We start from the raw sequence: 25707 nt of genomic DNA, 5'->3' as shown, positions 1-25707 counted from the left end.
AGTGCAGTGTTGTCATTGCTGAGCGCTGCGTTATTCATCGTCATATTGTGGGCCGGCATAGTTATCAAAGCGCGACCACTGCCCGTTAAAGGTCAAACGCACGGAACCAATCGGACCGTTACGCTGTTTCCCCAGAATGATTTCAGCGATGCCTTTCAGATCGCTGTTTTCGTGATAAACCTCATCACGATAGATAAACATAATCAGGTCGGCATCCTGCTCGATAGAGCCGGATTCACGCAGATCCGAGTTAACCGGGCGCTTATCGGCGCGCTGTTCCAGACTACGGTTAAGCTGCGACAGGGCGACAACCGGAACCTGCAATTCTTTTGCCAGCGCTTTGAGCGAGCGGGAGATTTCCGCAATTTCCAGCGTACGGTTGTCGGACAACGACGGCACGCGCATCAATTGCAGGTAGTCGATCATGATCAGGCTCAGGCCGTCATGTTCACGGAACACGCGGCGGGCGCGGGAACGCACTTCGGTTGGCGTCAGGCCGGAGGAGTCATCGATGTACATGTTGCGTTTTTCCAGCAGGATCCCCATGGTGCTGGAAATACGCGCCCAGTCTTCATCGTCCAACTGACCGGTACGAATGCGGGTCTGATCCACGCGGGACAGCGACGCTAGCATACGCATCATGATCTGTTCGCCGGGCATCTCCAGACTGAAGATCAGCACGGGTTTGTCCTGCATCATCGCGGCGTTTTCACACAGGTTCATCGCGAAGGTGGTTTTCCCCATCGAGGGGCGCGCGGCGACGATGATCAGGTCAGATTTCTGTAAACCTGCGGTCTTTTTATCCAGATCCTGATAGCCAGTAGACACGCCGGTTACGCCGTCGTGCGGGCGCTGATACAACTGTTCGATTCGGGAAACGGTATCTTCCAGAATACGGTCAATGCTCTTCGGGCCTTCATCTTTGCTGGCGCGGTTTTCGGCAATCTGGAAGACGCGGGATTCCGCCAGATCGAGCAGATCTTCACTGCTGCGACCTTGTGGATCGTAACCCGCATCGGCGATCTCATTGGCGACGGAGATCATTTCACGCACTACAGCGCGCTCGCGTACGATGTCGGCATAGGCGCCGATGTTAGCAGCGCTCGGAGTATTTTTTGCCAACTCGGCCAGATAGGCGAAGCCACCGGCGGATTCCAGTGAACCTTGCAGCTCAAGCGATTCGGACAGCGTAATCAGGTCGATCGGTTTGCTCATTTCGAGCAGGCGCTGCATCTCAGTGAAAATCAGACGATGAGCGCGGTTATAGAAGTCGTTCGCGACAACACGTTCGGCGACATTGTCCCAGCGTTCATTGTCGAGCATCAGGCCACCCAATACCGATTGCTCCGCTTCCAGCGAATGTGGCGGAAGTTTCAGACCTTCCATCTGGCGGTCACGGGGTTCATTCGATTTATTGGTGGGTCTTTTCTCTGCCATGAAACGGGTTCTTTACCGGTTGATTTGCCATTGGATTAGGGGGCATTGTATATGCCACACGTCCGAAATAACACAATCGGATACCTATAATGATGAAACGATGAACCTGTCACGATTAAGGAGATAACATGGCAACACGCGTTCAGTTCCGGGCTTATGGTGGCCCAGAGGTTCTGCAATATGTGGATTTCACGCCTGCCGAACCCGCAGCGGGAGAGGTTCAGGTTGAGAACCGCGCCATTGGCATTAATTTTATCGATACCTATATTCGCAGCGGTCTGTATCCGGTGCCGGATTTACCGTCCGGGCTGGGAACCGAAGCGGCGGGCGTCGTGACGAAAGTCGGGGCAGGGGTGAGCGTGCTGAAAGTCGGCGATCGCGTCGTGTATGCGCTATCCGGGCTGGGCGCGTATAGCGAGGTACATAACGTGGTCGCGGAGAAAGTTGCGCTGCTGCCGGACGCCATCAGCTTTGAGCAGGCGGCGGCCTCTTTCCTGAAAGGGCTGACGGTTTACTACCTGCTGCGCCAGACGTACGAGATCAAGCCTAATGAAGTCTTCCTGTTCCATGCGGCGGCGGGTGGCGTTGGGCTGATCGCCTGCCAGTGGGCGAAGGCGCTAGGGGTGAAGCTGATCGGGACAGTGGGTTCCGATGAGAAAGCGGAGCGGGCAAAGCAGGCGGGTGCCTGGGCAACCATCAATTACCGCACCGAGAATATCGCACAGCGCGTTGCGGATCTGACCGAAGGGCAGAAGGTGAACGTCGTGTATGACTCGGTCGGGAAAGACACCTGGGAAGCCTCGCTCGATAGCCTGCGTCGCCGCGGATTAATGGTTAGCTTCGGTAATGCGTCTGGGCCGGTCACCGGCGTTAATCTGGGGATTCTGAACCAGAAGGGGTCGCTGTACGTCACACGTCCGTCGCTGTTTGGTTACGTCACCAACCGTGCCGAACTGGAACAGGCCAGCAATGAACTTTTTTCACTGATCGCCAGCGGAGCGATTACGGTGGACGTGCCACAGAGCCAGAAATTTGCACTGTCGGAGGCGCAAGCGGCGCATCGGGCGCTGGAAAGTCGTGGCACACAAGGGTCATGCCTGCTGATTCCCTAATGTCCGCTTCTGAAAAGCAGAGGGCCTCCCATCGGGAGGCCTGTGCCATTACGCTAATTTCATCAAACTGTATGTAGGGTACAGCGTAGTGATCGTCACGAAGGTGCCGCTGCGCGGCTATTATTGCCCTGACGACGATGAAATCGTGTGGCTTTTTGCCACCCTATTTTATTTACCCAGCTTAATTTCACCTTTTAAACGACACTCAGGCGTAAAACTGTGGCGTCATCCTAGCAGCCACATCAGGGAAAAAATATCTGCTGGCGCACACTTTTGTACTAAACAGGCCGTATTAAAACAGGCCGCACTAAAATAAGTCGCTGTTAAATACGGTCTTGCCCGTCATTTTTGCGCGTAACTCATTTTCGCGTAACCCAGATTTTTCCCTTTCTGGCATTACCACTCATTCCCGTTGCGTTGGCGATAAGTGTATTTTCGATAGGTATAGCGGTGCGAATTGTAGACGGGACGCCCGCTGAATTTGCGCCACAGCCACACCGCCACAACGGCTAAAATTAACCACGGCAGCACCTTTATCGCCATACTAAACAGCCCGCCAATCAGCATAAAAAGGGACGCCACAAACAGTGCTGCAATCACGCCCAGCAGTGACACGCCCGTCAACATCAGCATGATAAAAAAGCCAATAACGAAGAAAATTTCCAACATGGTGCGCTATATGAACGCATCCCGTTTGCAAGGCTTCCGTTGTGTTGACGTTGACGGATAGGTCGCAGCTCTATATCCGGCCTTATTGCAGCCTGTGCTGCGGGCCTCGATGAGATTCGCCGACTTGCTCCTTATTCTCCTGGCGGGCTTTATGCCCGACACACCATTCAGGTTTAGCAAGTCCCGGTCTTACCTGTCGTCGTCATCACGCTGGCTGCCCTCGCAACCTTTCCGCATTCATCCTTTTGTTAAGGGTTAATGGTTTTCAGCATCCGCTGTTAATACGGCCTGATGCTGACGTAATCTTTCCGGTACTCCCGTTCGTGCGCCGCCACCGCCCACACCGTGCGCGCCAGTTTGTTGGCCATCGCGACTATCGCCACACTGGTCGGCCGCCGTTTCTTTAACTCCGTTATCCACGGTCCCGGCTCTTTCGCCAACAGGCTCGCTGCCCTCGCTCCATGGATAAACAGCGTACGCAGGTAGGTGTCACCGCGTTTGCTTATCCCCAGCAGGCGAACCTTGCCGCCAGTGCCGGTCTGTTTTGGGACGAGTCCGACATAGGCCGCGAACTCCCGTCCCGACCGGAACGCATGAGCCTCGCCCATCGTAGCCACCGCCGCCGTGGCTATCAGTGGCCCTACGCCGGGTATAGCCATCAGCCGTCGGCAGGTCTCGTTCTGTTTCGCCAGCGCCGTCAGTTGTTGCTCAATGCCGTTAATCTGAGCATCCAGCTCACTCAAGCGACGGTGCTGCTCTTCAATCTGGGCGATGAGGAACAGCGGCAGGCGGTTTTTCAGCCTCTCCAGCGCCACGGGCAGAGCCTTGTCCAGCGCGGTACGTCCTTTGCGTACTGTTTCACCAAATTCGAGCAGTAAGCCATGCAGGGCATTGGTCTGCGCGGTGCGGAACTTCACCCACTGGCGGCGCATGCGATGCAGTGCCAGAACGGCCTGCTGCTCTTCGCTCTTTACGGCAATCCCCCGTCCCGGTTGCTGGACCGCCATCCATATGGCGCGGGAGTCCATGACATCGTTCTTGTTGCCCATCAGGAAGGCTTTGACGAATTTCGCCTGAAGCAGGCGAACCTGATGACCAAGTTTCTTCAACTCCCGGGCCCAGTGCTGAGAGCCGCCACAGGCTTCCATACCAATCAGGCAGGGTTCACGGTTGCTGAAGAAGGTCAGAACATCCTGACGTCGCAGCTGTTTATCCACCACTTCGCCGCGATGTTTGTCGATGAAGTGAACCTGAATCAGGTGTTTTGCGATATCAACGCCAACAGGGGTATAGTTATTCATGTGTGGAGTCTCCAGTCAGGGGAACGATGAGTATCCCGTTATAGGCACGATGATGCCGGAAATCTGCGAGGCTCCACACCCCGTCTTTCAGCCTCTGTGCTACTCGTCAAATAGTTGGGATGCGTTCATCTCATTCTCCTGTAGCTGTTAAACCGCATCTGACGCAGGGAAGAGAAAAAGATAGCTCTGCGTGCTACACAAGCAATTACAAGAATTATGCCAAGATGTGCCGCTGTTAAGTGATTGATTTATCAGCGGCGCTGGGAAGAGAAAGGAACGAATGTTGATGAAAAAGACTAACTATTAGTGTTTTTTAAACCAGATTAACCAGCGCCAGCGCACGCTCTACCACCGCCGCATCGGCACCGGGTTTGTGGGCGTTTTCACTCAGGTAGCGTCGCCACTGGCGCGCGCCGGGGATGCCCTGAAACATGCCGAGCATGTGACGCGTGATGTGGCCTAATGCTGCACCACCTGAGAGTTCGCGTTCGATATAAGGGTACATGGCACGTACCACGCCAGCCAGATCCGGCGTGGCGGCATCAATGCCAAACAGTTCTTGGTCAACCTGCGCCAGAATACCGGGATTCTGGTAGGCCTCACGCCCCATCATCACCCCGTCCAGATGCTGCAAATGCGTTTTGGCTTCTTCCAGCGTTTTGACGCCGCCGTTGATAGCGAGGGTGAGCGCGGGGAAATCGCGTTTGAGCTGGTAAACGCGCGGATAATCCAGCGGCGGAATTTCACGATTTTCTTTCGGGCTAAGGCCTGATAGCCAGGCTTTGCGTGCGTGGACGATAAAGGTATCGCACTCACCGCGTTCGGCGACGGTTTGAATAAACTCGCACAGGAACTCGTAGCTGTCTTGATCGTCAATCCCGATGCGGGTTTTCACCGTAATCGGAATGGAGGTGCTGTCTTTCATTGCCTTGATGCAGTCTGCCACCAGCGCGGCTTCACCCATCAGGCAGGCACCGAAACGGCCATTCTGTACGCGATCGGACGGACAGCCGACGTTCAGGTTAACTTCATCATAGCCGCGCTGCTCTGCCAGTTTGGCACATTGCGCCAGTGCTTGCGGATCGCTGCCGCCGAGTTGTAGCGCTATCGGATGTTCTTCCTCGCTGTAGGCCAGGTAGTCGCCTTTGCCATGCAGAATCGCGCCCGTCGTGACCATTTCAGTATACATCAATGTTTGGCTAGTCAACTGGCGCAGAAAGTAACGACAATGGCGATCGGTCCAGTCGAGCATCGGCGCGATGGAGAAGCGGTTAAGGCGAGAAGCGCGGGAGTCGGCTGATACCGTATGGTGTGTACCTGATTTTACGTCGGTCATGATTTGTCAGTTATCGTTTCGTGTGTCTGGCGGTGTTGTCTGAGGTTACCTTTTCTGGCGCGACTATAGCATAGGGAGCGCATCGTGACTGAGTGTTATCTTACTTTGGGTTAGTGGGATCCTTTCGTTCATTATACCCGTCTGACCATGTCCTCAACTTGCCTAATGCTAATAGCATATCCCAATAGGACTTTATTCTATACCCCAAAGAATTCGAGTTGCAGGAAGGCGGCAAGAGAAGGAATCCCGATGAGTTTACTCAGGTAAGTGATTCGGGGGAGTGAACGCTGAACGCAACCAACGTACATGCAACTTGAAGTATTACGAGTATATAACCATGATCAGTCATCATGCTATTAATAAGCAAAAAGCAGTGTTGGAAAAAACCATTCATGCGACAAGGGAAAACAGAATACGCTGATAAGGTGCAGGCCGTAGTACATCGTCACGCAGCCTATTTTCTGGGTGACGATGAACTGTTTGATTAATTACTTATCCAGAAAAACAATATCGCCAACTTCTGTAGCATCAGCGCCGTTATTGGCGTCAATACGCAATCGATAGTAGGAATATTCCCCCGGTATCGCAACCTGAAATTCACGGGTTGCACGTCTACCAAAGTACTGTTTCATCTGTTGGTCAAGCGTATTCCAAGTCACGCCATCATTCGATCCTAGCAACGTCCAGTCTCGTGGATAGCGTTTGTCTGTGGATGAGTCGGTACTGCTGATTTTATAACTAACCGCTTGTAATGATTCACCTTTAGGGAGACGATATTGCAAGTAAAGCGGTGTATTGCTCTCATTTGCCGCATACTTGGTGTTGATATCACCATCAAATGCTCGCTGAACACCGCTGCCTTCCCACTGCCTATTTGCCCATACCTGTGCACCAGTGTACTGGTTATGAGCTGTCAGTGGATTGACATTCTCCCAGCCATCGTCACGACCTTCATTGACAATATGGATATTGTCAAAATAGTTGACCCGAGTTTCGTTGGGTGTGTAGTTAGAGTCATCCCAGGCATATTGTCCAAAAGTAAAATGCATCCGACCTTCAATGGTGTCATCATCACGCCATACGCCAAAACCAAAATTGATGTTTTTCGCACTATAGGTCGGCTTATTTTTAGGCGCGCCATCAAACCATAACTCGACCTGACCTTGCTGCTGACGTGATACCACTACATGAACAATCACCGGAATCCAGCGATCTCGGGGAATATCCTTAACGAGTATGGGTTCAGTTGGTGTCACACATCCGGTACGGTGTGAAAACATCAGGCTGTTGTTAACCACCGTCAACATCCCTGCCCACGATGTGCAACTACCGTTACCACTAAATAACTGGAAAATACCGCCACGTTTATCCATTGGATAGCCTTTCGAAGGCAGATAGACCATAAACCCTATCCACGCCTCTTTTTGTGTACCATTATCCGGTCCAGCACAGGCTTCCGCACCACGTCTCAGTCTTGGATGCGTCGTATAATTATAGCCCGTCTCAGTCCAAAAGCTTTTAATCGCTTTGGTACCAACAATATCAGACGTACTAATTCCTTCATCTTTTAGATCCACAATACTGACCCAATTTGGAGATTGAGTTGTACACATGTGCATGGGTTGCATCGCGCCCTCATGTGAGCGCTCACTCCCTAATTGCCAGCCATTCTCGAATCCGGTCTTGGCTGAACGGACAGATATTTTTTTACTGAGAGTTTTGCTACGGCCATTGATATCCTTCACCGTAAGAGAAACGGTATAGTTTCCGTCTTTGGCATAAGTATGCCGTGGCCTCATTTCCGTGGATGTCACACCATCACCAAAATCCCATTGATAAGTACCAATACGATCGAGGTCAAAAGAAGATAGACCGCCATCAAATACGATGGTGAGTACGCTTGCGGTGTAAGAAAAATCTGCTTTTGTCGCAGTTTTAGCCGCCGATACCGCAGCATTTGACAACTCTTCTTCAGCTATTCCTGATGAAAACGGCAGCATAATAATAAGACTTCCAATAATTCCTGCCAGCAGGCCTTTTCCCTTATTCATGTTAATTCTCCTTTAATCCTTATTTACCCACGTTTTTTATTAAAAAACGAATATCCCGTTATTAATGAACGCTGAAAACAACAACATATACTCCACATAATTCGAGTTTCAGGAAGGCGGCAAGAGAAGGAATCCCGATGAGCTTACTCAGGTAAGTGATTCGGTTGAGTGAACGCCGCCAACGTACATGCAACTTGAAGTATTACGAGTATAAATAAGATTGGTGTTGTTTATTGATGTAATTATTCCTATATAAATAAAAGTTATATACCTGTGCGCATTGAAGATGGCAGATTCAACTCCAAATGCTGGATATCTAACAGAGTAAGGTGCAGTTTTTTATGGCAAAACCTGAGTACTCCCTGTGATCTCCTTCCAATATCGGCGTCCGGATAAATCAGAAATCCGGGGCTATGTGCAGACTTCGGACAAATTCTGCCGGAGTCTGGTTATTTAACGATGAATGTGGACGGTACTGGTTATATTCCTGTCGCCAGTGTTTTCTCTTTTCCTGAGCATCTTCCAGTGGCATGAATCAGTGCAGGTTCAGACATTCATCCCGCAGGTTCCCGTTAAATGATTCAATCAGGGCGTTATCTGTAGGCTTTCAGGGGCGCGAGAAGTCCATTATTATTCCCGCTTCACGGCAGATGGGTTTCACGGAACGTTCGGCTTCAGCGGACTTCAAAACGGCGGTGATCTGGTGCTCGATAAATCGTGCTTTGCGCATCGTTATCTCCCCAACGGAACATAACTACTATGTCTGAAGATCTCTAAAAGTGAATGGTTCTGTTAAGTGTGATACTTACAGTGTACCGCTACTCATTTTGAGCACAGTAGTCATTCTTTGAATCCGATGATAAGGATTCAAAGAATGACTACCTATGAAGGTTGATGAGAACGCTTATGCGGTGGCGTGTTTGACCATCTGTGTCAGCACGCGTCGCCACGCGTCAACCTGGCCGAGGTAGTTTGCCGCAGGGATTTGCTGGAAATTCCCGTTGGCATCTTCCAGTGCAAACGTGGGGAAGCCTTGCCCGCGTACTTTCGCCAGTAATTCCCGGCTAGCGCTGATGTGTTTTGACAGCGTTTCTTCCTGGATAAAGGCGAACTCGGTGCTGAAAGCCTCGCCATCCAGACCGATTGCTTCCGCGCACTGACGCAGCACGGCAGCATCGGCGATCTTGAGCCCGGAAACGTAGTGCGCCTGCTCAATCTGGTACAACATCTCCATGCCTTTGTCAGCCATCGCTTCCGCAGCAAGTACGGCAGCCGTCGGCGGCGCGGAATCCAGTATGACGCTGGTATCACGCAGCAGCCCTTCGTAATACGCTTCCCCGAAGGTTTGCCCGGTCATTTGTGCAATGCGGTGATCGTGGGGAATCACGTAATCATGCCACTCCGGGGTGATGGTACGGCTATTGCTGCCCGTCATCATTCCGCCGCCGTGGAGGATCAGATCCAACCCGTCAATCTCCTGTGCTGCCAGTGCGAGTGGGGCGGCACCGTAGCACCAGCCGCACAAGGGATCGTAAATATAATGCAGTCTTACTGTGGCCACTTCATTTCACCTTTCAGGACTTTGGCGCTCAATTCAAGACCCGATTCTTCTTTCAGTGTAGGGTAGTGTTTTTTCATTGCAGCGATCAGTTCGGCAGAATCTTTGCTTTTTGCCAGTGCTTTTTCCACCGTATCCAGATATTGCAGTGTAAACGTCACATTTTTCAAGGTGTAATCGGTTGGAGCGATAAAGTGACCTGGCACGACGGTGGTTGGCTTCAGCGCTTCAATGGATTTCAGCGTGTCACGCCAGTGAATGCGAGATTCTGGCGTTTGGGTATCGGCAAGCCATACGTGGATGTTGGCAGACACCGGAATACCGCCGACAACGGCTTTCAGCGAAGGGATCCAGACGAACGTGCGATCTGGCATTGGCCCTTTCAGCCCTTTTACTTCCAGTTTTTTGCCATCAACGGTAAAGCTATCACCTTCCAGCGCTTGAGGAACCACGATCTCTTTCGGTGCGTTTTCTTTCAGAACCGGGCCCCAATGCGCCACTTTGCCGTCTTTGCTGGCGTTGATCGCGTCGATGGTGGCTTGAGTGGCAATAATTTTCGCGTCTGGGAAGGCGGCTTTAATCACGTCCAGACCGAAATAGTAGTCAGGATCGGAATGGCTGATATAAACGGTAGTCAGTTTTTTGCCAGTGGCTTTGATGCGATCAACCAGCGTTTGGGCGTCGTTACGCTGGAACTGTGCATCGATCAGGACGACTTCTTTATCGCCGCTGATAATTTCAGAGGAAACAGGGAATACACTGGCTTCACCTGGATTAAATACGTCAATTTTTAACTCAGCGGCGTGAGCAGCAGAAGCCAGGCCCAGCGAGGCAGCGAGTAAAGATACGGTAAAAGCGATAGATTTAGACATGGTGATATTCCACAGGTAACAGGTATGACAGAAAGTGGGTTCATGTTATGTTGCATTAATCGTACGAAAAACCGCAAATCAGGCAATTGTTTGTTGCATAAAACGGACTAATAAATGGATCGTATTACGGCAGCCGAAGTGTTCGTGACTATTATAGATCGCGGCAGCATGATCGCCGCGGCAGAGACGCTGGACATGTCCCGGGCGATGGTGACGCGCTATCTGGCGGAGATGGAAGCATGGGCAGGTGCGCGGCTATTGCACCGCACCACGCGCAAGCTGAGCCTGACGGATGCCGGTGAAAAAACGCTGGCGCGCTGTCGGGAGATGCTGGCGCTGACGGCGGATATGCGCGTCGAGGCCGAGACCGACGATGCCACGTTAAGTGGCTTGCTGCGCCTTAGCTGTTCGCAATCGCTGGCACAGGGAGCGCTCGGCATGGCGATCACGACGTTCCTGCGCCACCATCCTCGGGTCGCTATCGATCTGCAAATGAATAACCGCGCGGTGAATCTGGTCGAGGAACGCATCGATCTGGCGCTACGCATCACCAACGAGCTGGATCCTAATCTGATTGCCCGACCGCTGGCACGCTGTGAGTCGATGCTGTGTGCATCGCCTTCTTATTTGAATGAACATGGTATTCCGCGACAGCTGACCGATCTCTCGATTCACAACTGCCTGACCTATACCTATTTTGGCAAAAGCCTGTGGCATTTTTCCCGTGGCGATGAAAAGTTTACGATACCGGTCAGCGGCAACCTGAGCGGCAATGAATCACTGGTGCTGCTGGCAGGCGCGCTGGAAGGCGCGGGGATTGCGTTGCAACCGCGTTATTCTGTGACGCCTTACCTCGCCAGCGGACAGTTGGTGGCGCTGTTGCCGGAATACCGGCCACAGGCGATGGGGATTTATGGTATTTACACCTCGCGCCGCCAGATGCCTGCCGCGCTGCGCACCCTGCTGGATTTTCTGGTGGACTGGTTTGCGCACGATCCTCGCTGGCGGGCGCTGGCACTGCCATCGGCACAGTGATGGGGCTAACGACTCAAATGGTACGTTAGCGCCGCAAGACCTGCTCCAGACGTGAAGGCACGCTGGCAGCGTACTGCCTGAGCTGCTCAATGACGGTATCGACCAGCGCCGACGCAGGGCGGTGCAGCGGACGAATCAGGCTAACGGTAAAGGGCACGTCAATGCTGAAAGGCCGCACGACCAGGCCGGAGGCGGCATAATCCAATGCGGTGAGCGGATTGACGATAGACAGCCCGACGCCTGCCCGCACCATCGCACATACTGACGCCGCGCTGTGGGTTTCCAGCACCATCCGGCGCGATACGCCCTGTTCCTGAAACAGCTTATCCAGCAACTGGCGATAGCTATCGGCGCTCGACAGGCTGATAAAGGGTTCATCGGCAAAATCCTGCGGCGTGAGCACCGTTTTTTTCGTCAGCGCGTGCCCCGCAGGCAGCACGCACACTTCATTGAGTAACATCAGCGTTTGCCGCTCTGTCCCGGCGGGCGTGAGGCTGTTTTCCGTTAAGCCTAAATCGTGGCGCTGGGCGGACAACCACTCTTCCAGCAGCGGCGATTCTTGCGGAATGATGTGCAGATTAAGCCGCGGATAGCGTGCCAGCAGCGGCTTGCAGACATCCGGCAGCAGCGACTGTGAGAACACGGGCAGACAGGCAACGGAAAGTTGCGCCTGCTGAAAACGGCGAATATCGCTGGCGGCGTTGATAATGCGATCCAGACCATAATAGGAACGCTGCACTTCTTCAAACAGCTGTAGCCCCTGCGCGGTGGGGTAAAGCCTGCCGCGCAGCCGCTCGAACAGCGTCATCTGAATCAGTTTCTCAAAACGTGCCAGCTCGCGGCTGACGGTCGGCTGCGAGGTGTTCAGCAGCGTTGCCGCTTCCGTCAGATTCCCGGTCGTCATGACCGCATGGAAAATCTCGATGTGCCGCAAAGATATTGCCGCCATGCCGCTCCCCTTCATTCTTATTACTACCGTTGTGATAAACCATATCAGAAATGAATAGAGTCTGCTTAAAACGATATTTGTTTACCCATTGGAGGATTTTTATAGTGTTTCTCAACCATGTTTAACCCTGTAAATCGGTAACTTTTTATGCCTCACGATCTGAATGACGTAACCCATGCTCTGAATGCACAAAGCCTGCGTGAACTGCCTGCCCGCTTTGGTTGCCCGGTCTGGGCCTATGACGCGCAGACCATCGTTAACCGTATCGCCCAACTGCGCCAGTTCGACACGATCCGCTTCGCGCAAAAAGCGTGTTCCAACACGCACATTTTGCGTCTGATGCGTGAGCAGGGCGTGAAGGTCGATTCGGTATCGCTGGGGGAAATTGAACGTGCGCTGCTTGCCGGCTTTGTGCCGGGCACCGAGGCACATGAGATCGTGTTTACTGCCGATCTGCTGGATCGCCCGACGCTGCAACGCGTTTCCGAACTGAATATTCCGGTGAACGCTGGTTCGGTCGACATGCTGGAACAACTGGGTCAGCAGTCGCCGGGGCACCCGGTATGGCTGCGCGTGAATCCAGGCTTTGGTCATGGTCACAGCCAGAAAACTAACACCGGCGGTGAAAACAGCAAGCACGGTATCTGGTACGGTGATTTGCCGCTGGCGCTGGCGCATATTCAGCGCTATCAACTGAAGCTGGTGGGCATCCACATGCATATTGGTTCCGGTGTGGATTACGGCCATCTGGAACAGGTGTGTGAAGCGATGGTGCGTCAGGTTGTTGAGCTGGGGCAGGATATTGAGGCGATTTCCGCAGGCGGCGGGCTGTCGATTCCGTATCGCCACGGCGAAGAGGCGATTGATACCGAGCACTATTACGGACTGTGGAACGCGGCGCGTGAGAAAATTGCCGCGCATCTTGGTCATCCGGTGACGCTGGAAATCGAACCAGGACGTTTTCTGGTCGCGGAATCCGGCGTGTTGGTGGCGGAAGTGCGGGCGGTCAAATCCATGGGAAGCCGTCACTTTGTGCTGGTTGATGCCGGGTTTAACGACCTGATGCGTCCGGCGATGTACGGCAGCTATCACCATGTTTCTCTGCTGCCGGGCGACGGCCGTGATATCAGCCAGTCCACCTTGCGCGATAGTGTGATTGCTGGGCCGCTGTGTGAATCCGGCGATGTGTTTACCCAGCAGGCGGGCGGCGGTGTGGAAACCTTCCCGCTGCCGGATGCACAGGTGGGCGACTATCTGGTCTTCCATGACACCGGCGCGTACGGCGCATCCATGTCCTCGAACTACAACAGCCGTCCGCTGCTGCCGGAAGTGCTGTTTGAAAACGGCGAGCCGCGCCTGATTCGCCGTCGCCAGACGCTGGAAGAACTCCTGGCGCTGGAAGCGCTTTAATCGTTTTTATTCGGTGGTATCAGGGGAAAGCGATTTGCTTGTCCCCTGAACCTGATGTGCCAGCCGAACGTCATTCCGGCGGCAGACAGCAGAATCGCGACCGCCCCGGCAAGCTGCATGGCATCCAGTCGATGTCCAAACGCTGCCCAGTCGACCAGCGCCGCCATGACGGGATAGATGAATGAGAGTGCCCCAACCAGCGCGGTCGGGATTTTCTGGATCGCGCTATATAACAGCGTCGACATCAGCCCGGTATGCATCACGCCAATCGCCACCAGGATTCCCCACTGTGAAGCCATCGGTGCAACAGGCATTACCGCGAAGGGCGCAAGAACAACGGTGCCAACGAGCAATTGTATTAGCACAAGTATGTGCGGCGGAATGCCTGACAGCTTTTTTGTTATCGCGGCCGCTACGGCGTAGAAAAACGCGGCACCCAATGCCATCAGCACACCAGACAGATAGCCTTTGTCATCGCTTTCGGTTCCCGCTTGGGCACTGGCGATGGCGTTAGATGTGCAGGTTAGTCAATTGACATGGCTAAAGAGCCAACCCCGTGCGTACTGTTCGTACGGGGTAAGCGGTTACAAATTTTTTTTGCAAAAATGTTAATGAAAATCATTAAATTAGTATTTTTTATGTTTTATTCCAGTAAAAATAAGTGACAGCACCATTGTGTATCGATTGTTTTCTGATATTTTACTCACGTATTAATAATCAAATAACCGTGAGCGGCATAGCATGTCTTATATTTGTCATATGATATGTTGATAACTTAACATGCATACTATTCATTTCTTTTTTATTTAATTCAGACAATACGTTTCGCTTTTGCCATTTCATTGGTTTTATTGAATTACGTGTGTTTTAAATTAGCTGTCTAATTATTTATTTAACCATAATAAATCTATCTGATGTGCCTTGCAGTTTTTATGTAATAACGAAGTAATCAGTGATATGGAAAAACTGATGCGGGGTTTTATGGAATTCGCGGGTAAATAATACGTTTTATGTCATAAGACGCTTGAGGGAATAAACGTGCAAGATGGCAGAAGTGTAATACTGAAACTTAATGCTGACATTAGCTATAAGTTTCCTATCACAACAGATAGAGATGATGTGAATGCTAAACGTCTGCAATATTTTATTGATGCGACGTCCCACCCCTTTGAACGATCCACATTAGAAGGCCATGTTACTGGAACGGCTTTTATAGTGGATAAAGAAAGACAACATACCCTCCTTTTAAGACATAAAAAACTGAATATGTGGTTACCACCTGGTGGCCACTGTGATGGTAATGCCGATATTATCGATACCGTATTACGAGAAACACAGGAAGAGACTGGCATCGAAGACGTTAGTGTTGTCTCTAATGAGATATTGGATATCGATATTCATCTCATTCCCGCCAACCCCAAAGAGCCTGAACATTACCACTATGATATTCGTTTTTTGCTACAGGCTGACAGGCATGTGCCGCTGATTATCAATGAACAAGAGGCGACAAATCTACAGTGGATAAGCATTGACAGGCTCGAAGATTACACGCAGCTCACATCGCTTTTAATACTGAGAGAAAAAATGGAGGTATTATGAAAATCGGATTCGTTGGATTTGGTGCACAAGCTCGTGAAAATCTTATACCCGCGTGTAATGCATTATTTGGCGTGGAAATTGCTGCGATTTGCGATACTGACTCGGCAAAGTGTCTGGAAGCGGCGACTCTGTTTAAATTTGATGAAGCAAAGATATTCAGTAATCATTGTGACATGATGGATAAATGCAAACTCGATGCGGTCATCGTGGCCTGTTATCCTTCTGCACATTATCGGATAGCCTATGATGCGATAGAACGGGGTATCCCAGTATTATTAGAGAAACCCGTTGCATCGAGTTCTGAAGATGTTATTCGCCTTGCTGAAATGGCTAAACGGAAAGGCGTGATTACCGGTTCCGGTATGAATTTTCGTTTTGCAGATGTAACTGAACGTATTAAACAAATCTATAACGATAAAATACAGATGATCAGTTTACGGCAAATGGCTAATAAGCCGGTATCTGTACTCTGGGATTATAACAGCGTGTTAAAATCCTTTTTGCATGCACAGACTATTCACGGTCTCGATCTCTTGATACACCTCTGCGGTTCGGTGAAGAAATTATCGGTGGCGGATAATAGCAGTGACGGAAATATTATATTTAGCGTATTGCTGGAGTTTGTGAATGGCGCTCACGGCACGCTCATTACCAGTAATACTTCGCCACACTTCACTTTTGATTTAGACGTATTAGCCGACGACCGGCTTCATATTAAGAGCACATCACTGAGTATGATTAGCGTTGCAGATATGGACAAAACGTATCTGAAAGGTGAACGCAAGCGCTGGTGCGATACCTGGGCCGTCAGCCCGCTGTCCTCGGGGTATTCGAGAGCGGGATATACGGGTGAGATTCTCGATTTTATCAATGCTATTCAGTCAGGCGACCGGGATTCCAAGACGGCGTTGTCAACGCTGATTGAAACCTATCGCTGCATGGATGCTATCGAAGAACAGTGCAAGCGCGTGTTAGCAGTTAATTATTAAGTTCAGGTTAACGTTAAGGGATTATCTTATGACCGAAAAAACGTATCAGAATCTTCATATCAATTTCGACCAAAGCGATTATGACGCCGTACTTTCCGCTTTTAATACCACGAGTTTTTCGGGTAAATCTCCCATATTGACGGAATACGAACACGCGCTCGCCAGATATTTTGGCACGACCAAAGCGTTACCGTGCTGCAATGGTACCGTGGCGATTGAATTGGCGATTCGGGGACTGGGTTTGCAGCCGGGCGATCGTATTGCGCTGCCGCCGACCGCGCCGATTATGACGATTCTGCCGATTATCACGACAGGCTGCGTCCCTGTTTTCTGCGATGTCGCTCCCCTGTCTTTTTCGCCGGATCTCGATCATTTGCGCAAACTCGTACAGGAACAGCCGATAAAGGCATTGATTGTCGTCCCGATGTGGGGTTACCCGATTGAAATGCGCGCCGTAGTGGATTTTTGCAAGACGGAAGGGATTCGGCTGATTGAGGATTGCGCCCACGCATTTGGCACCACCTCTGACGGGCAATATCTGGGGACGTTTGGTGATGTTTCCTGTTTCTCTACCCATGAGCGCAAGCTGATGAGCACGGGCGAGGGCGGCTTCTGTCTGACCAATGATGATGATGTCTATGAGCGGATGCTCAGGTGGCAGCACCACGGGCTCAAAGCATCCAGCAGGAACAACGGCTATATCTTGGGCGAAGACATCGGCACCAACTTCAAATTGCCACCGCTGTGCGCTGCGCTGGGTATCAATCAGTTAAAGAAACTCGATCGCAAAATTGCGGATCGCCGCGAGCGCGTGCAGAAAGTCCGGCAGGCGCTGTTGGCTATCCCGACAATACAGGAATTCCCCCGCTATCAGGGCGCGGAGATCAATGGCTATTCCATGGTCTACCACCACCTCAACGGCGCGAGCGTTGATCAAGGTAACCGCATGTTTTCTCAGGGGGTGATGTCCGATACCACTCGATACAAATACAAACCGCTTTATCGCGAACCGGCTTTTACGCCATACGCAGAGCCTTGTCCCAATGCGGAACACATCATTGAAACCATTTTCACCGTTCCCTGCCATGAAGGGCTTAACGATAGCGATATCGATTACATCGTCAGTGTCGTGAACGACAATTTTAATGCCTAAGGAAGAGGTCATGGACGACGCGATCTTTGCAAACGATCTCAACGATCCTGTACAGGCCCGAAAGCGTGAGCTGGATGCCGTTATTGCCGTTGCGGCGGGGGATATGGACACCTCTCTTGCCACGGTCGCGCGCTTCGAATCCGAGTTGGCAGACTGGGCTGGGTTTGCGGCATGTGTCGCGACGTCGTCGGATACCGGGGGCGTCAGTGTGATGCTCGGTGCTCTCGATTTCCGGCCCGGCGATGGGGTTATCGTGGGCCCTGACGTCCCGGCATGGGTCACGTCGCCTTTGGTTCATGCGGGGTTGATTCCCGTGGCCGCAGACTATGAGCCTGGCACGCTGCATGTACAGTTGGCTGCGTTCGAGCAGCATGTCAGTGAGAGAACCAGAGCGGTGCTGGTTTCCTCCTCTTTTCTGTATCAGCAGGACATCGCCCACGTTATTGAGATGAGCCGCGCGAGGCAACTTGTCACGATTGTTGAGTTGACCGCGTCCATTGACACGATGCTCGACCATCGACAGATCGCTGAGGGGGTCGACATTGGGCTGTTGTCCTTGCGAGAAGGGCGTTCTGCGATTTCCACTGGCGAAGGGGGCGCTGTACTTTTTCGCCATCGCGAATGGGGGCGCCGGGCGAAAAGTTACTCTCAATTCTCCGATCTGGATGGGATACATCTCGGTGTTAACCACAAGATAAGTGGTATCCAATGTGCTGTCGGGCGACTTCGTTTACAGGCGCTGATAGCAAGGAATGCGGCGCAGCACACGGCGGGCTACCGAATGGATGCTGATGGCCAACACGCTGCCAATCCGTCGCTATCTCACTCTGTGGCCGCAGGGGCTGATGCCCACGCTATCAAAGATAGCTTTTATCCTGTCGGAACCCGTGAAGAAGCGTTTGTGCTAGCTGCGTTGAACAGCGGCATCGGGGGACGATCCGAGAGCGTTCGCCAATACGAACAGCAGCTAAAAACGCATTTTAATGCCGGGCAGGCTATTGCCACGTCATCGGGATATGGTTCGCTCGTTGTCGCGCTGTCTGCCTTTGGCCTTAAGCCGGGAGACAAGGTGCTGTTAACGCCGACATGCCCCCTGTGTACGGTGTATGCCCTCACGTTTATGCGCGTCGAACCGGTATTTTGCGATATCAGCCCGGATGACTTCACCATCGATCTGGCTATGGCTGAGCGCCTGATCGACGACAAAACCAAAGCGATTATCGATATCCCGATGTGGGGATATCCAGTTGATGCGAAGCGAGTTGCCGCGTTTGCGCGTGCGAACGGTTTGTACTACCTGCTTGATATCGCACTGGCGCACAAGGCCAGATTAGATGGCGAATTCCTCTGGAAATACGCCGATATGGCGACGTTTTCCACGCACCACAGCAAAACGCTGGTTACCGGTGAGGGCGGGGCGGTTCTGACTGATAACGACGAGCTGGCGCTGAAGGCGAAGCAGTTCACGCACTGTGATTTCACCGCGTCCCGTAATCCGGTATTGAATTTCTCTCTCTGTGGTTTACAGGCTGCGCTGGGGCTGGCACGGCTTAATCGACTGGAACAGGATGTGCAGCATCGTTTGTCTACCATGCAGACGGTGAGCACGTTGCTGACCAACCCCTATCTCGAACCGTTACCGATCATTTCCGGTGGCGAACCCGCTGGCACTAAACTGATCGTGCGCTCGCTGACGGGCAGCAATGCCGCTTTACTTGAACATCAGTCTCATGCCGGCATCCCCTCGGATATCGCCCTGTATAACTGTAAGGCGCTGTATCAGTATCCCGTTTTACGTGACAAAGCCACGCCGTGCCCGAATGCCGAGCGGATGCTGGCGAGCATCACCACCTTACCTGTTCACCCGGATATCCGACAGGCTGACATCGCGGTTATCGCAGCGGTACTCAATCGCTTTCAGCCTGAGCATACGGAGGAGGTTCTGTCATGACGACATTAAAAAACGCTACAGGCAAGGCTATCGTCATTGGCGCCAGCATTGCTGGCTGTCTGGTCGCCCGTTCGCTTGCCAGGCACTTCAAGGACGTTGTGCTGCTCGATTTGGATACGTTTAGTGATAAACCTTGCACGCGTCGGACGGTGCCGCAGGAACATCATGTGCATCTGCTATTAAATCGCGGTGTCCAGATTATTGAGAATTTCTATCCCGGTTTTAAGAACGAACTGCTGCAATTCGGGGCTGAAGAGATCGATCTGTCTCATGGCGTGAAATGCTATGCCGGCGTGGGCTGGAAACAGCGCTGGCCGACCGGTATTACCGCGCACTATTGTTCAAGAACGCTGCTTGAGCATGTTCTGAGACAATCGGCCAGACGCGTACCGAATATCGAGATTAAAGAGGGCTATCGGGTTAAACACCTTCTTCATGATGACGGAGCCGTTCGGGGGCTTGTCGCGAGTGTTGGGCAAGTAGAGGAAACGCTGGAAGCCGATCTGGTGGTGGATGCCTCTGGCAGAAACTCAAAGGCTGCGGCATGGCTGAAGCAGCTAGGCTACGGCGAGGTTCAGCGTGAAGAGGTCGAGAATCAGCTCGGCTATGTGTCGCGCGTCTATAAGAAAGACACAACGCGTCAGACTGGCTGGAAAGTGTTGCTCGTGACGCCCAATCTGCCGACAAAACGCAGTATGGGTGTCATCAGTCCCATTGAGGGAGACAAGTATATCGTCACCGCCGGAGGCTGGTTCGGCGCATCGCCCAAGCCTAATGAGCATGACTTTATGCGATTCCTTGCCGAACTGCCGGTGCCTGACATCCATGATGAGGTCAGCAAGCTGGAGCCGCTGAGTGAGTTTCACCAGTTCAAGATGCCGTGCAGCCTGAGACGCCGCTATGACCTGATGCCGTCATGGCCGGAGAGCTTTCTGGTCGTGGGGGATGCGCTATGCAGCATCAACCCAATCTACAGTCAGGGGATGAGTGTTTCGGCTCTGCAAGCCGAAGCGCTGGACGTCGCTCTGCCTGAGTACCTCCGGCGGGCGATCCCAGCCCAGCAGGTGCTGAATGTGCAAGTGATGGCGACGGAAATTTCCTGGCAACAGGCCAAAAAAAGCGATGAAAGCCTGAGCCAGCAAACCGCAAAAGCCGCTCTGAAAAGTAGGCTGAAAGAGCGGTATATCAGTCTGGTTCACGCGGCCTCGTTCCACAATCGGGATGTGGCGATTGCCACTCTCAAGATCGCTAACCTGTTAGAAGCGCAGCGCACGCTCTATCGTTTCCCCATAGTCAGAGCCTCATTATCCAGCGTCATTGCCCGAGCCATACGATAAGGAATAGCACGATGAAAGGTAGCACTGCGATTAAACACGTTATTTTCGACTGGAATGGCACGCTGGTCGATGATCTGGCACTGGCGGTGAAGGGGCTGAACGCGGTGAGGGAGTTACAAACGCTGCCCCCTCTCGATGCAAAGAGATATCGCGAGCATTTCGGGTTCCCGATCCAGTCGTTCTATCAGGCGGTCGGGATCGACTGCGAGAGCGGGCGATTCGACGATTTGATCCACACGTATCTGAGTATTTTCAATAGCGAAATCAACCAGTGTCCTCTCCATCAGGGGGCCGTGGATATCATCAGTATGTTGCGACGTACCGGTGTGAGCATCTCCGTGCTGTCTGCCAGCCAGCACGAGACGTTGCAGAACAATCTAGCCAGCGCTGGCATCGATCACCTGGTCGATCATGTGTTTGGCCTCACGAATACTCAGGCTAAAGGCAAGCAGGGTATTGCTCTGGAGCTAGACTCGGTACTGGGCAATCCGGGAACGGACGCCCTGATGATCGGTGATACCGACCATGACATCGACGTCGCACACGCCTGTGGCTGGCAGATGGCTTCTGTCTCACACGGCCATCAGACGCACGAACGGCTGAGCGCTATTCACCCGTTTGTTTTCGGGGATCTGTCATCGGTATACCGCGCCTATTTCCGCTAATTTCGCCAATGCCATGGAGGGTTTCACATGCTAAGCCAAGATCGTGTGTTCGATGTGATGGTGGTACTGATCGTGTTAAGTCTTTTTCTCCGGCTGGCGATCAAGCTTTATTATCGCGACGGTGAGCGGATCCTGCCGAAATTCAAACTTAGCCCCGGCAACAGAGATGAGATCAGTTACTACAAGCGATTTGATACGCTCTTCGCGCCGTTGCCGTTTATCTACTGTTGGCTGGAGATTTTTGCCGCCGTGCTGTTTTTCCGCTGGACAGACTATAACGTGCTGTCCGGTGTGCTGCTGGCGGTGGTGACCTCGGGGCGGATGAGAGCGCTACAAGAGCTGGGTCACAATGCGCTGCACGTGGCGCTGTGCCCCTCGAAGAAGTTACAGTGGTTCCTGTCCAACACGTTTTTCCAGTTCCCGACGCTGAAAAGGGATATGGATTCGCGCTTTATTACGCACGTCATTGAACATCACCCTAATGCGGACGTTCCGGGTAAAGATCCGAATCTGCGGCGGGTGATTGCCGCAGGCATGGTGCCCGGCATCAGCCGTGGTCAGTTTATCAAAGCCTTGTTCTATCCGGTTAGCCTTAAAGGTCTGGCTAATAACATCAAGGGCAACTTTCGCGATGTGTTTCGCGAAAATACCTCGAAGCAGACCGCACTGCTGCGCGTCATCGTGACGATAAGCGTGGTCGCGCTGTATCTGTGGGTGGGCGGCGTTGCGGCATTGATTGTCGGGTGGGTGATTCCTGTTTTCTCCATTTATCCGCTGTTTTCGTGGTGGTCTCTGCTCTCTAAACACCGCTGGCACACGCCCTATATCCCAACTCGCTATCGGCTTGCCCATGATTATGAACATGGCCGCGCCACGGATTTTTCCGGTGTGTTCGGCGCGATTCAGCGATATCTGATATTTCCGATGTCCGACGCCTATCATTTGGCACACCACATTTATCCAACCGTTCGCTATCAATATATGCCCGCCGTGGACTGGGCGCTGAAAGTCAATGAACCGCGATACACGCAGTACATCGCGAAGGGAATGATTTTTGGTTCAGGAGGGCAACCTGCTGCGCTCTCTGAGCTATACCATCGGCTCGTCAACACGGCTGTTCAATCGCCACTAAACAGGGAAAGAGGAACGATTAATGACTGATCAACGAACGACTACGCCACCCCGTATTGGGATCATCTGCGGCAGCGGTATGGATTCTCTGTCGATCATCGAGGCGCCTGAGCGCATCAACGTCACGACTTCCTTTGGCGACCCTTCCGGCATCATCACGCTGGGCGAGATAGCCGGGGTTCCGGTAGCGATCGTTAATCGGCATGGCATCGGTCACAGGCTGCTGCCCTCGGAAATTAACGTCAGAGCTAACATTGCCGCGCTCAAGGCACTGGGGGTTTCGCAGGTGATCTCGTTTAGCGCCGTCGGCAGTCTGGTCGAAGAAGCCCCTCCAGGTACGTTTGTCGCGATCGATCAATATATCGATCGGACGTACCGCCGCGTAAATACCTTCTTCGGTTCAGGGGTGGTGGCGCATGTTCCTTTTGGGAAGCCGGTTTGCACGGATAACCATTCGCTGCTGGTTGATGCACTGGGCGAACTCGCCATTCCGCATCTGGCAAAGGGGCTGTATGTCGTGATGGAAGGGCCGCACTTTTCAACCAAAGCGGAATCCGCATTCCATCGCCAAATGGGGGGCACGGTTATTGGCATGACCGCCATGCCAGAGCCAAAGCTCTGCCGCGAAGCGGAGCTTTGCTACAACATGGTCGCGATGGTGACCGATTACGATTGCTGGCATACCTCCCATGAGGCGGTGAATGCCGCTATGGTCAGCGAGCAGATGGCTGATAATATTAAGAAAGCCGAGTCTCTGTTATCCGTCATCGTGCCAAAACTCGCACAGCGTGAGGCGCTATGCCGCGATCGCTGCCAACACGCGTTAGATGGCGCTATCATGACGGATTTCAGCCTGATCTCGTCCGAAGCCATTAGCCGTTTTTCACCGTTACTTGACCGTGTTATCCAGGACGATATGTCGTCCTGAAATCGTTGCTTAGCTGGGAGAGATTGGAATGAAAACTACCGCAGGATTGTTGTTTGACCTGGATGGAACATTGCTCGACACAGACCGGCTGCATCTGGCCGCGTTTAATGAACTCCTGGCCGACTTTGGTCAGTCCGTCACGATCGACTATTACAACGAAAAAATCATGGGCGCGCCGATGGACCACATCACGCGCGATCTTTTCCCCAATCTATCGCCCGAGCACCGTTATGAACTGGGAGAACGTAAAGAAGCGCTGTTCAGGAAGCAGCTTACGGGGCCGCTGGAAGGCCGCCCTGGCGTGACTGAACTCTTCGAGTGGGCGCAGGACAGAAACATTGGGATCGCTGTGGTAACCAACGCGCCGCGTGAAAGCGCCATCATGATGTTGAAGGGGCTACATTTATTGGAGTCCGTCGATCATCTGCTTATCGGCGCGGAGCTGCCGCGTAGCAAACCCGATCCTTATCCCTACGCGGAAGCAATGCGGCTGCTGGGCGTTGGGCGTGAAAACGCCTTAGCGTTTGAGGATTCCGGCCCCGGTATTCAGTCTGCGGCGGCGGCCGGGGTATTTACCTTCGGTATGACGGGCGCGCTGGATGAAGCGGCGTTGCTGAAGTATGGCGCATCAGCGGCGATCCCAGATTTCAAAGACGACAAGCTGACGGCCATGCTCAGCAAGCTTAGCGCGTGAGGTAAAGGAACCAACATGACCGCCACTCTCATTCATGCCCCAACGGGCTACGGCTCAAAGGCTACGCTCAAGGCCTACAGTTCTTTTGAACCTTATGAGCTTGCGGATTATCTGCGTGCTCTCGCGCATCACATGCCTGATGTGGCGATCCATATTGAAAGAATGCCTACGGCAGCCCTGACGGCAAGGCTGGCTCAGGAACAGCATGCTCCTCAGGTGGATATGATTCTGGGGTGGGCAGATACCGCCTCGCGAACTCTCGATTTAAGCGAGGTGCTATTTGCACCGGGCGCTGACGCCGATGGGTATATGCGCATCACTGGTTTTTCAACCGCGTTTGTCGTCGATCCCGCTGTCCTCTCTGAGACGGGGGTGGATATCGCATCCTGGGTCGATCTTGCCCAACCCGCGCTTCAGGGGAAGATTGCGTTCCCCGACCCAGCCGTGTCGGGCGCGGGGTTTCTGGCGCTGGCGACGATTCTGCAATTCTACGGTGAACCCGAAGGCTGGGCGATCCTCGCTGATATTTATCGTAATGCACATATCAGACCGCCTTCTGCGTGGGAGCCTGCTCGGTTGACCGGAGAAGGGCAGATCGCGGCCGGTGTGACGGTAAAAATAGCAGCCTCAAACCGGCAGCGGGAACGTCCCTCTCTAGGCATCGTTGAGCCGCAGGATGCGATCGGCATTGAATCCGAGGTTTTTACTGGCTTTACCACGACCCGTCACCCTTTGCTGGTCACTCAGGCATTGGAATGGCTCAGGTCAGAAGAAGCTGAAGGGATTTATGCCAGCTACAACAAAGTTATTCTCGGAAAACCGGATAGCCGGCTATTTGTTATTGATGCTGAAAACGCGGTAAAAAATCGAACCCGCTGGTTATCCCAACTTGAATCCATTGCAAACGGTAATCACCTATGAAAAACACGACTTATGCACCCTCTGCCACGACGGCGGTCGTCAATGGCAGTTGGGTATTAGCCAATGACTGGGGAAAGCTCACTAAATACGACATCACTTACACACGCTCAAACGGAACGGAACAGCGGCTGGTTCGTGAAGCCTATGATCGTGGTCACGGCGCGACCATTGCGCTCTACAACCCGGATGCGCGTACGGTCATTCTCACCAGTCAGTTTCGGCTGCCCGCTTTTCTGCTGGGTCATCATTATGAGCTGATCGAAGCGTGTGCAGGTCTGCTGGATGAACGCGACCCGATAGAGGCCATCAGAAAAGAGGCGGAGGAGGAAACCGGATATAAACTCAATGAGGTCACCAAAATTGGTGAAATATTCATGAGCCCCGGTTCTGTTACTGAGCGTCTACACTTCTTTATTGCGCCGTTTACGCACGAAATGCGCATCAATGAAGGCGGCGGTATCGCGGAAGAGGGCGAAGATATCAAGGTCATGGAAATCCCGATTAAAGATGCGCTGCAAATGATTGATGACGGCCAGATTATTGATGCCAAAACCATTATTTTGCTTCAGCACCTGGTGATTAAAAATATTTGTAAGCCGTAATTCTCCT

22 protein-coding genes and 2 pseudogenes are annotated in these 25707 nt (G+C 52.6%); 14 read left to right on the top strand and 10 right to left on the bottom strand.

Annotated features, from left to right (window positions below):
- Positions 1-30: 30 nt before the first annotated feature.
- Complete coding sequence (gene dnaB / locus LCF41_RS17825) at positions 31-1437, bottom strand: replicative DNA helicase (RefSeq protein WP_010279223.1); 1407 nt, start codon at positions 1435-1437, stop codon at positions 31-33.
- Positions 1438-1565: 128 nt separating this feature from the next.
- Here dnaB and LCF41_RS17820 point away from each other — a divergent pair, with 128 nt between their 5' ends.
- Positions 1566-2549 (top strand): quinone oxidoreductase, encoded by a 984-nt coding sequence (locus LCF41_RS17820; RefSeq protein ID WP_225085713.1) that lies wholly within the window; start codon positions 1566-1568, stop codon positions 2547-2549.
- 396 nt (positions 2550-2945) lie between these two features.
- Here LCF41_RS17820 and pspG read toward each other — a convergent pair whose 3' ends face one another.
- The 7 genes and pseudogenes from pspG to LCF41_RS17785 form a co-directional block, all read right to left on the bottom strand.
- Positions 2946-3218, bottom strand: coding sequence for an envelope stress response protein PspG (gene pspG, locus LCF41_RS17815; RefSeq protein WP_225085712.1), 273 nt, complete (start codon positions 3216-3218; stop codon positions 2946-2948).
- Positions 3219-3496: 278 nt separating this feature from the next.
- Complete coding sequence (locus tag LCF41_RS17810; protein WP_225085711.1) at positions 3497-4519, bottom strand: IS110 family RNA-guided transposase; 1023 nt, start codon at positions 4517-4519, stop codon at positions 3497-3499.
- A 313-nt stretch (positions 4520-4832) separates the two neighbouring features.
- Positions 4833-5855, bottom strand: coding sequence for a tRNA dihydrouridine(20/20a) synthase DusA (gene dusA, locus LCF41_RS17805; RefSeq protein WP_225085710.1), 1023 nt, complete (start codon positions 5853-5855; stop codon positions 4833-4835).
- Between the two features lie 488 nt (positions 5856-6343).
- Entirely contained in the window at positions 6344-7906 is a 1563-nt protein-coding gene (locus LCF41_RS17800) for a heparin lyase I family protein (protein ID WP_225085709.1), read from the bottom strand.
- A 397-nt stretch (positions 7907-8303) separates the two neighbouring features.
- Positions 8304-8549, bottom strand: a pseudogene (locus LCF41_RS17795) (integrase core domain-containing protein); the annotation flags it as partial.
- Positions 8550-8810: 261 nt separating this feature from the next.
- Positions 8811-9467 (bottom strand): DsbA family protein, encoded by a 657-nt coding sequence (locus LCF41_RS17790; protein WP_225085708.1) that lies wholly within the window; start codon positions 9465-9467, stop codon positions 8811-8813.
- The gene (locus LCF41_RS17785) at positions 9455-10336 is read right to left on the bottom strand and encodes an MBL fold metallo-hydrolase (protein ID WP_225085707.1); all 882 of its coding nucleotides are present in this window, start codon (positions 10334-10336) and stop codon (positions 9455-9457) included. Before LCF41_RS17785 ends, LCF41_RS17790 begins: the two co-directional genes overlap by 13 nt.
- Positions 10337-10450: 114 nt before the next feature.
- On the opposite strand from LCF41_RS17785, the gene LCF41_RS17780 reads away from it, so the two are divergent.
- Positions 10451-11371 (top strand): LysR family transcriptional regulator, encoded by a 921-nt coding sequence (locus LCF41_RS17780; protein WP_225085706.1) that lies wholly within the window; start codon positions 10451-10453, stop codon positions 11369-11371.
- 25 nt (positions 11372-11396) lie between these two features.
- Here the strand turns inward: LCF41_RS17780 and LCF41_RS17775 are convergent, their stop codons facing one another.
- Positions 11397-12320 carry a LysR family transcriptional regulator gene (locus LCF41_RS17775; protein ID WP_225085705.1) on the bottom strand — a complete coding sequence of 308 codons (924 nt, stop codon included), beginning with the start codon at positions 12318-12320 and terminating at the stop codon, positions 11397-11399.
- A gap of 147 nt (positions 12321-12467) precedes the next feature.
- Here LCF41_RS17775 and lysA point away from each other — a divergent pair, with 147 nt between their 5' ends.
- Positions 12468-13730: a diaminopimelate decarboxylase gene (lysA, locus tag LCF41_RS17770; RefSeq protein ID WP_225085704.1), complete on the top strand. Its 1263-nt coding sequence runs from the start codon at positions 12468-12470 to the stop codon at positions 13728-13730.
- On the opposite strand, the pseudogene LCF41_RS17765 reads toward lysA, so the two are convergent.
- Positions 13727-14236: pseudogene (locus LCF41_RS17765) on the bottom strand (DMT family transporter); the annotation flags it as partial. The gene lysA and the pseudogene LCF41_RS17765 sit on opposite strands and share 4 nt — an antisense overlap.
- 532 nt (positions 14237-14768) lie before the next feature.
- Here LCF41_RS17765 and LCF41_RS17760 point away from each other — a divergent pair.
- Genes LCF41_RS17760 through LCF41_RS17710 form a run of 11 tightly spaced genes read left to right on the top strand, consistent with a single transcriptional unit; the run spans position 14769 to position 25700 of the window.
- On the top strand, positions 14769-15329 hold the full coding sequence (locus tag LCF41_RS17760; protein WP_225085703.1) for an NUDIX hydrolase: 561 nt from the start codon (positions 14769-14771) through the stop codon (positions 15327-15329).
- Complete coding sequence (locus LCF41_RS17755) at positions 15326-16318, top strand: Gfo/Idh/MocA family oxidoreductase (protein ID WP_225085702.1); 993 nt, start codon at positions 15326-15328, stop codon at positions 16316-16318. The genes LCF41_RS17760 and LCF41_RS17755 overlap by 4 nt, the downstream gene beginning before the upstream one ends.
- Before the next feature lie 28 nt (positions 16319-16346).
- On the top strand, positions 16347-17471 hold the full coding sequence (locus LCF41_RS17750; protein WP_225085701.1) for a DegT/DnrJ/EryC1/StrS family aminotransferase: 1125 nt from the start codon (positions 16347-16349) through the stop codon (positions 17469-17471).
- Positions 17472-17481: 10 nt separating this feature from the next.
- On the top strand, positions 17482-19422 hold the full coding sequence (locus LCF41_RS17745; protein WP_225085700.1) for a DegT/DnrJ/EryC1/StrS family aminotransferase: 1941 nt from the start codon (positions 17482-17484) through the stop codon (positions 19420-19422).
- On the top strand, positions 19419-20759 hold the full coding sequence (locus LCF41_RS17740; RefSeq protein ID WP_225085699.1) for an NAD(P)/FAD-dependent oxidoreductase: 1341 nt from the start codon (positions 19419-19421) through the stop codon (positions 20757-20759). Before LCF41_RS17745 ends, LCF41_RS17740 begins: the two co-directional genes overlap by 4 nt.
- 11 nt (positions 20760-20770) lie before the next feature.
- Positions 20771-21424, top strand: a complete 654-nt coding sequence (locus LCF41_RS17735; RefSeq protein ID WP_225085698.1) for an HAD family hydrolase — start codon at positions 20771-20773, stop codon at positions 21422-21424.
- A gap of 27 nt (positions 21425-21451) precedes the next feature.
- Positions 21452-22585: a fatty acid desaturase family protein gene (locus tag LCF41_RS17730; protein WP_225085697.1), complete on the top strand. Its 1134-nt coding sequence runs from the start codon at positions 21452-21454 to the stop codon at positions 22583-22585.
- Entirely contained in the window at positions 22578-23483 is a 906-nt protein-coding gene (mtnP, locus tag LCF41_RS17725; protein ID WP_225085696.1) for an S-methyl-5'-thioadenosine phosphorylase, read from the top strand. The genes LCF41_RS17730 and mtnP overlap by 8 nt, the downstream gene beginning before the upstream one ends.
- A 28-nt stretch (positions 23484-23511) precedes the next feature.
- Entirely contained in the window at positions 23512-24177 is a 666-nt protein-coding gene (locus LCF41_RS17720) for an HAD family hydrolase (protein WP_225085695.1), read from the top strand.
- Positions 24178-24192: 15 nt separating this feature from the next.
- Positions 24193-25098: an ABC transporter substrate-binding protein gene (locus tag LCF41_RS17715; protein WP_225085694.1), complete on the top strand. Its 906-nt coding sequence runs from the start codon at positions 24193-24195 to the stop codon at positions 25096-25098.
- Positions 25095-25700 (top strand): NUDIX domain-containing protein, encoded by a 606-nt coding sequence (locus LCF41_RS17710; protein ID WP_225085693.1) that lies wholly within the window; start codon positions 25095-25097, stop codon positions 25698-25700. The genes LCF41_RS17715 and LCF41_RS17710 overlap by 4 nt, the downstream gene beginning before the upstream one ends.
- Positions 25701-25707: the final 7 nt, after the last annotated feature.

The sequence above is a fragment of the Pectobacterium colocasium genome, from assembly GCF_020181655.1.
Lineage (GTDB): Bacteria > Pseudomonadota > Gammaproteobacteria > Enterobacterales > Enterobacteriaceae > Pectobacterium > Pectobacterium colocasium.
The sequence above is the reverse complement of the archived record's forward strand: the minus strand, read 5'-3'. Positions and strand labels throughout refer to the sequence as shown.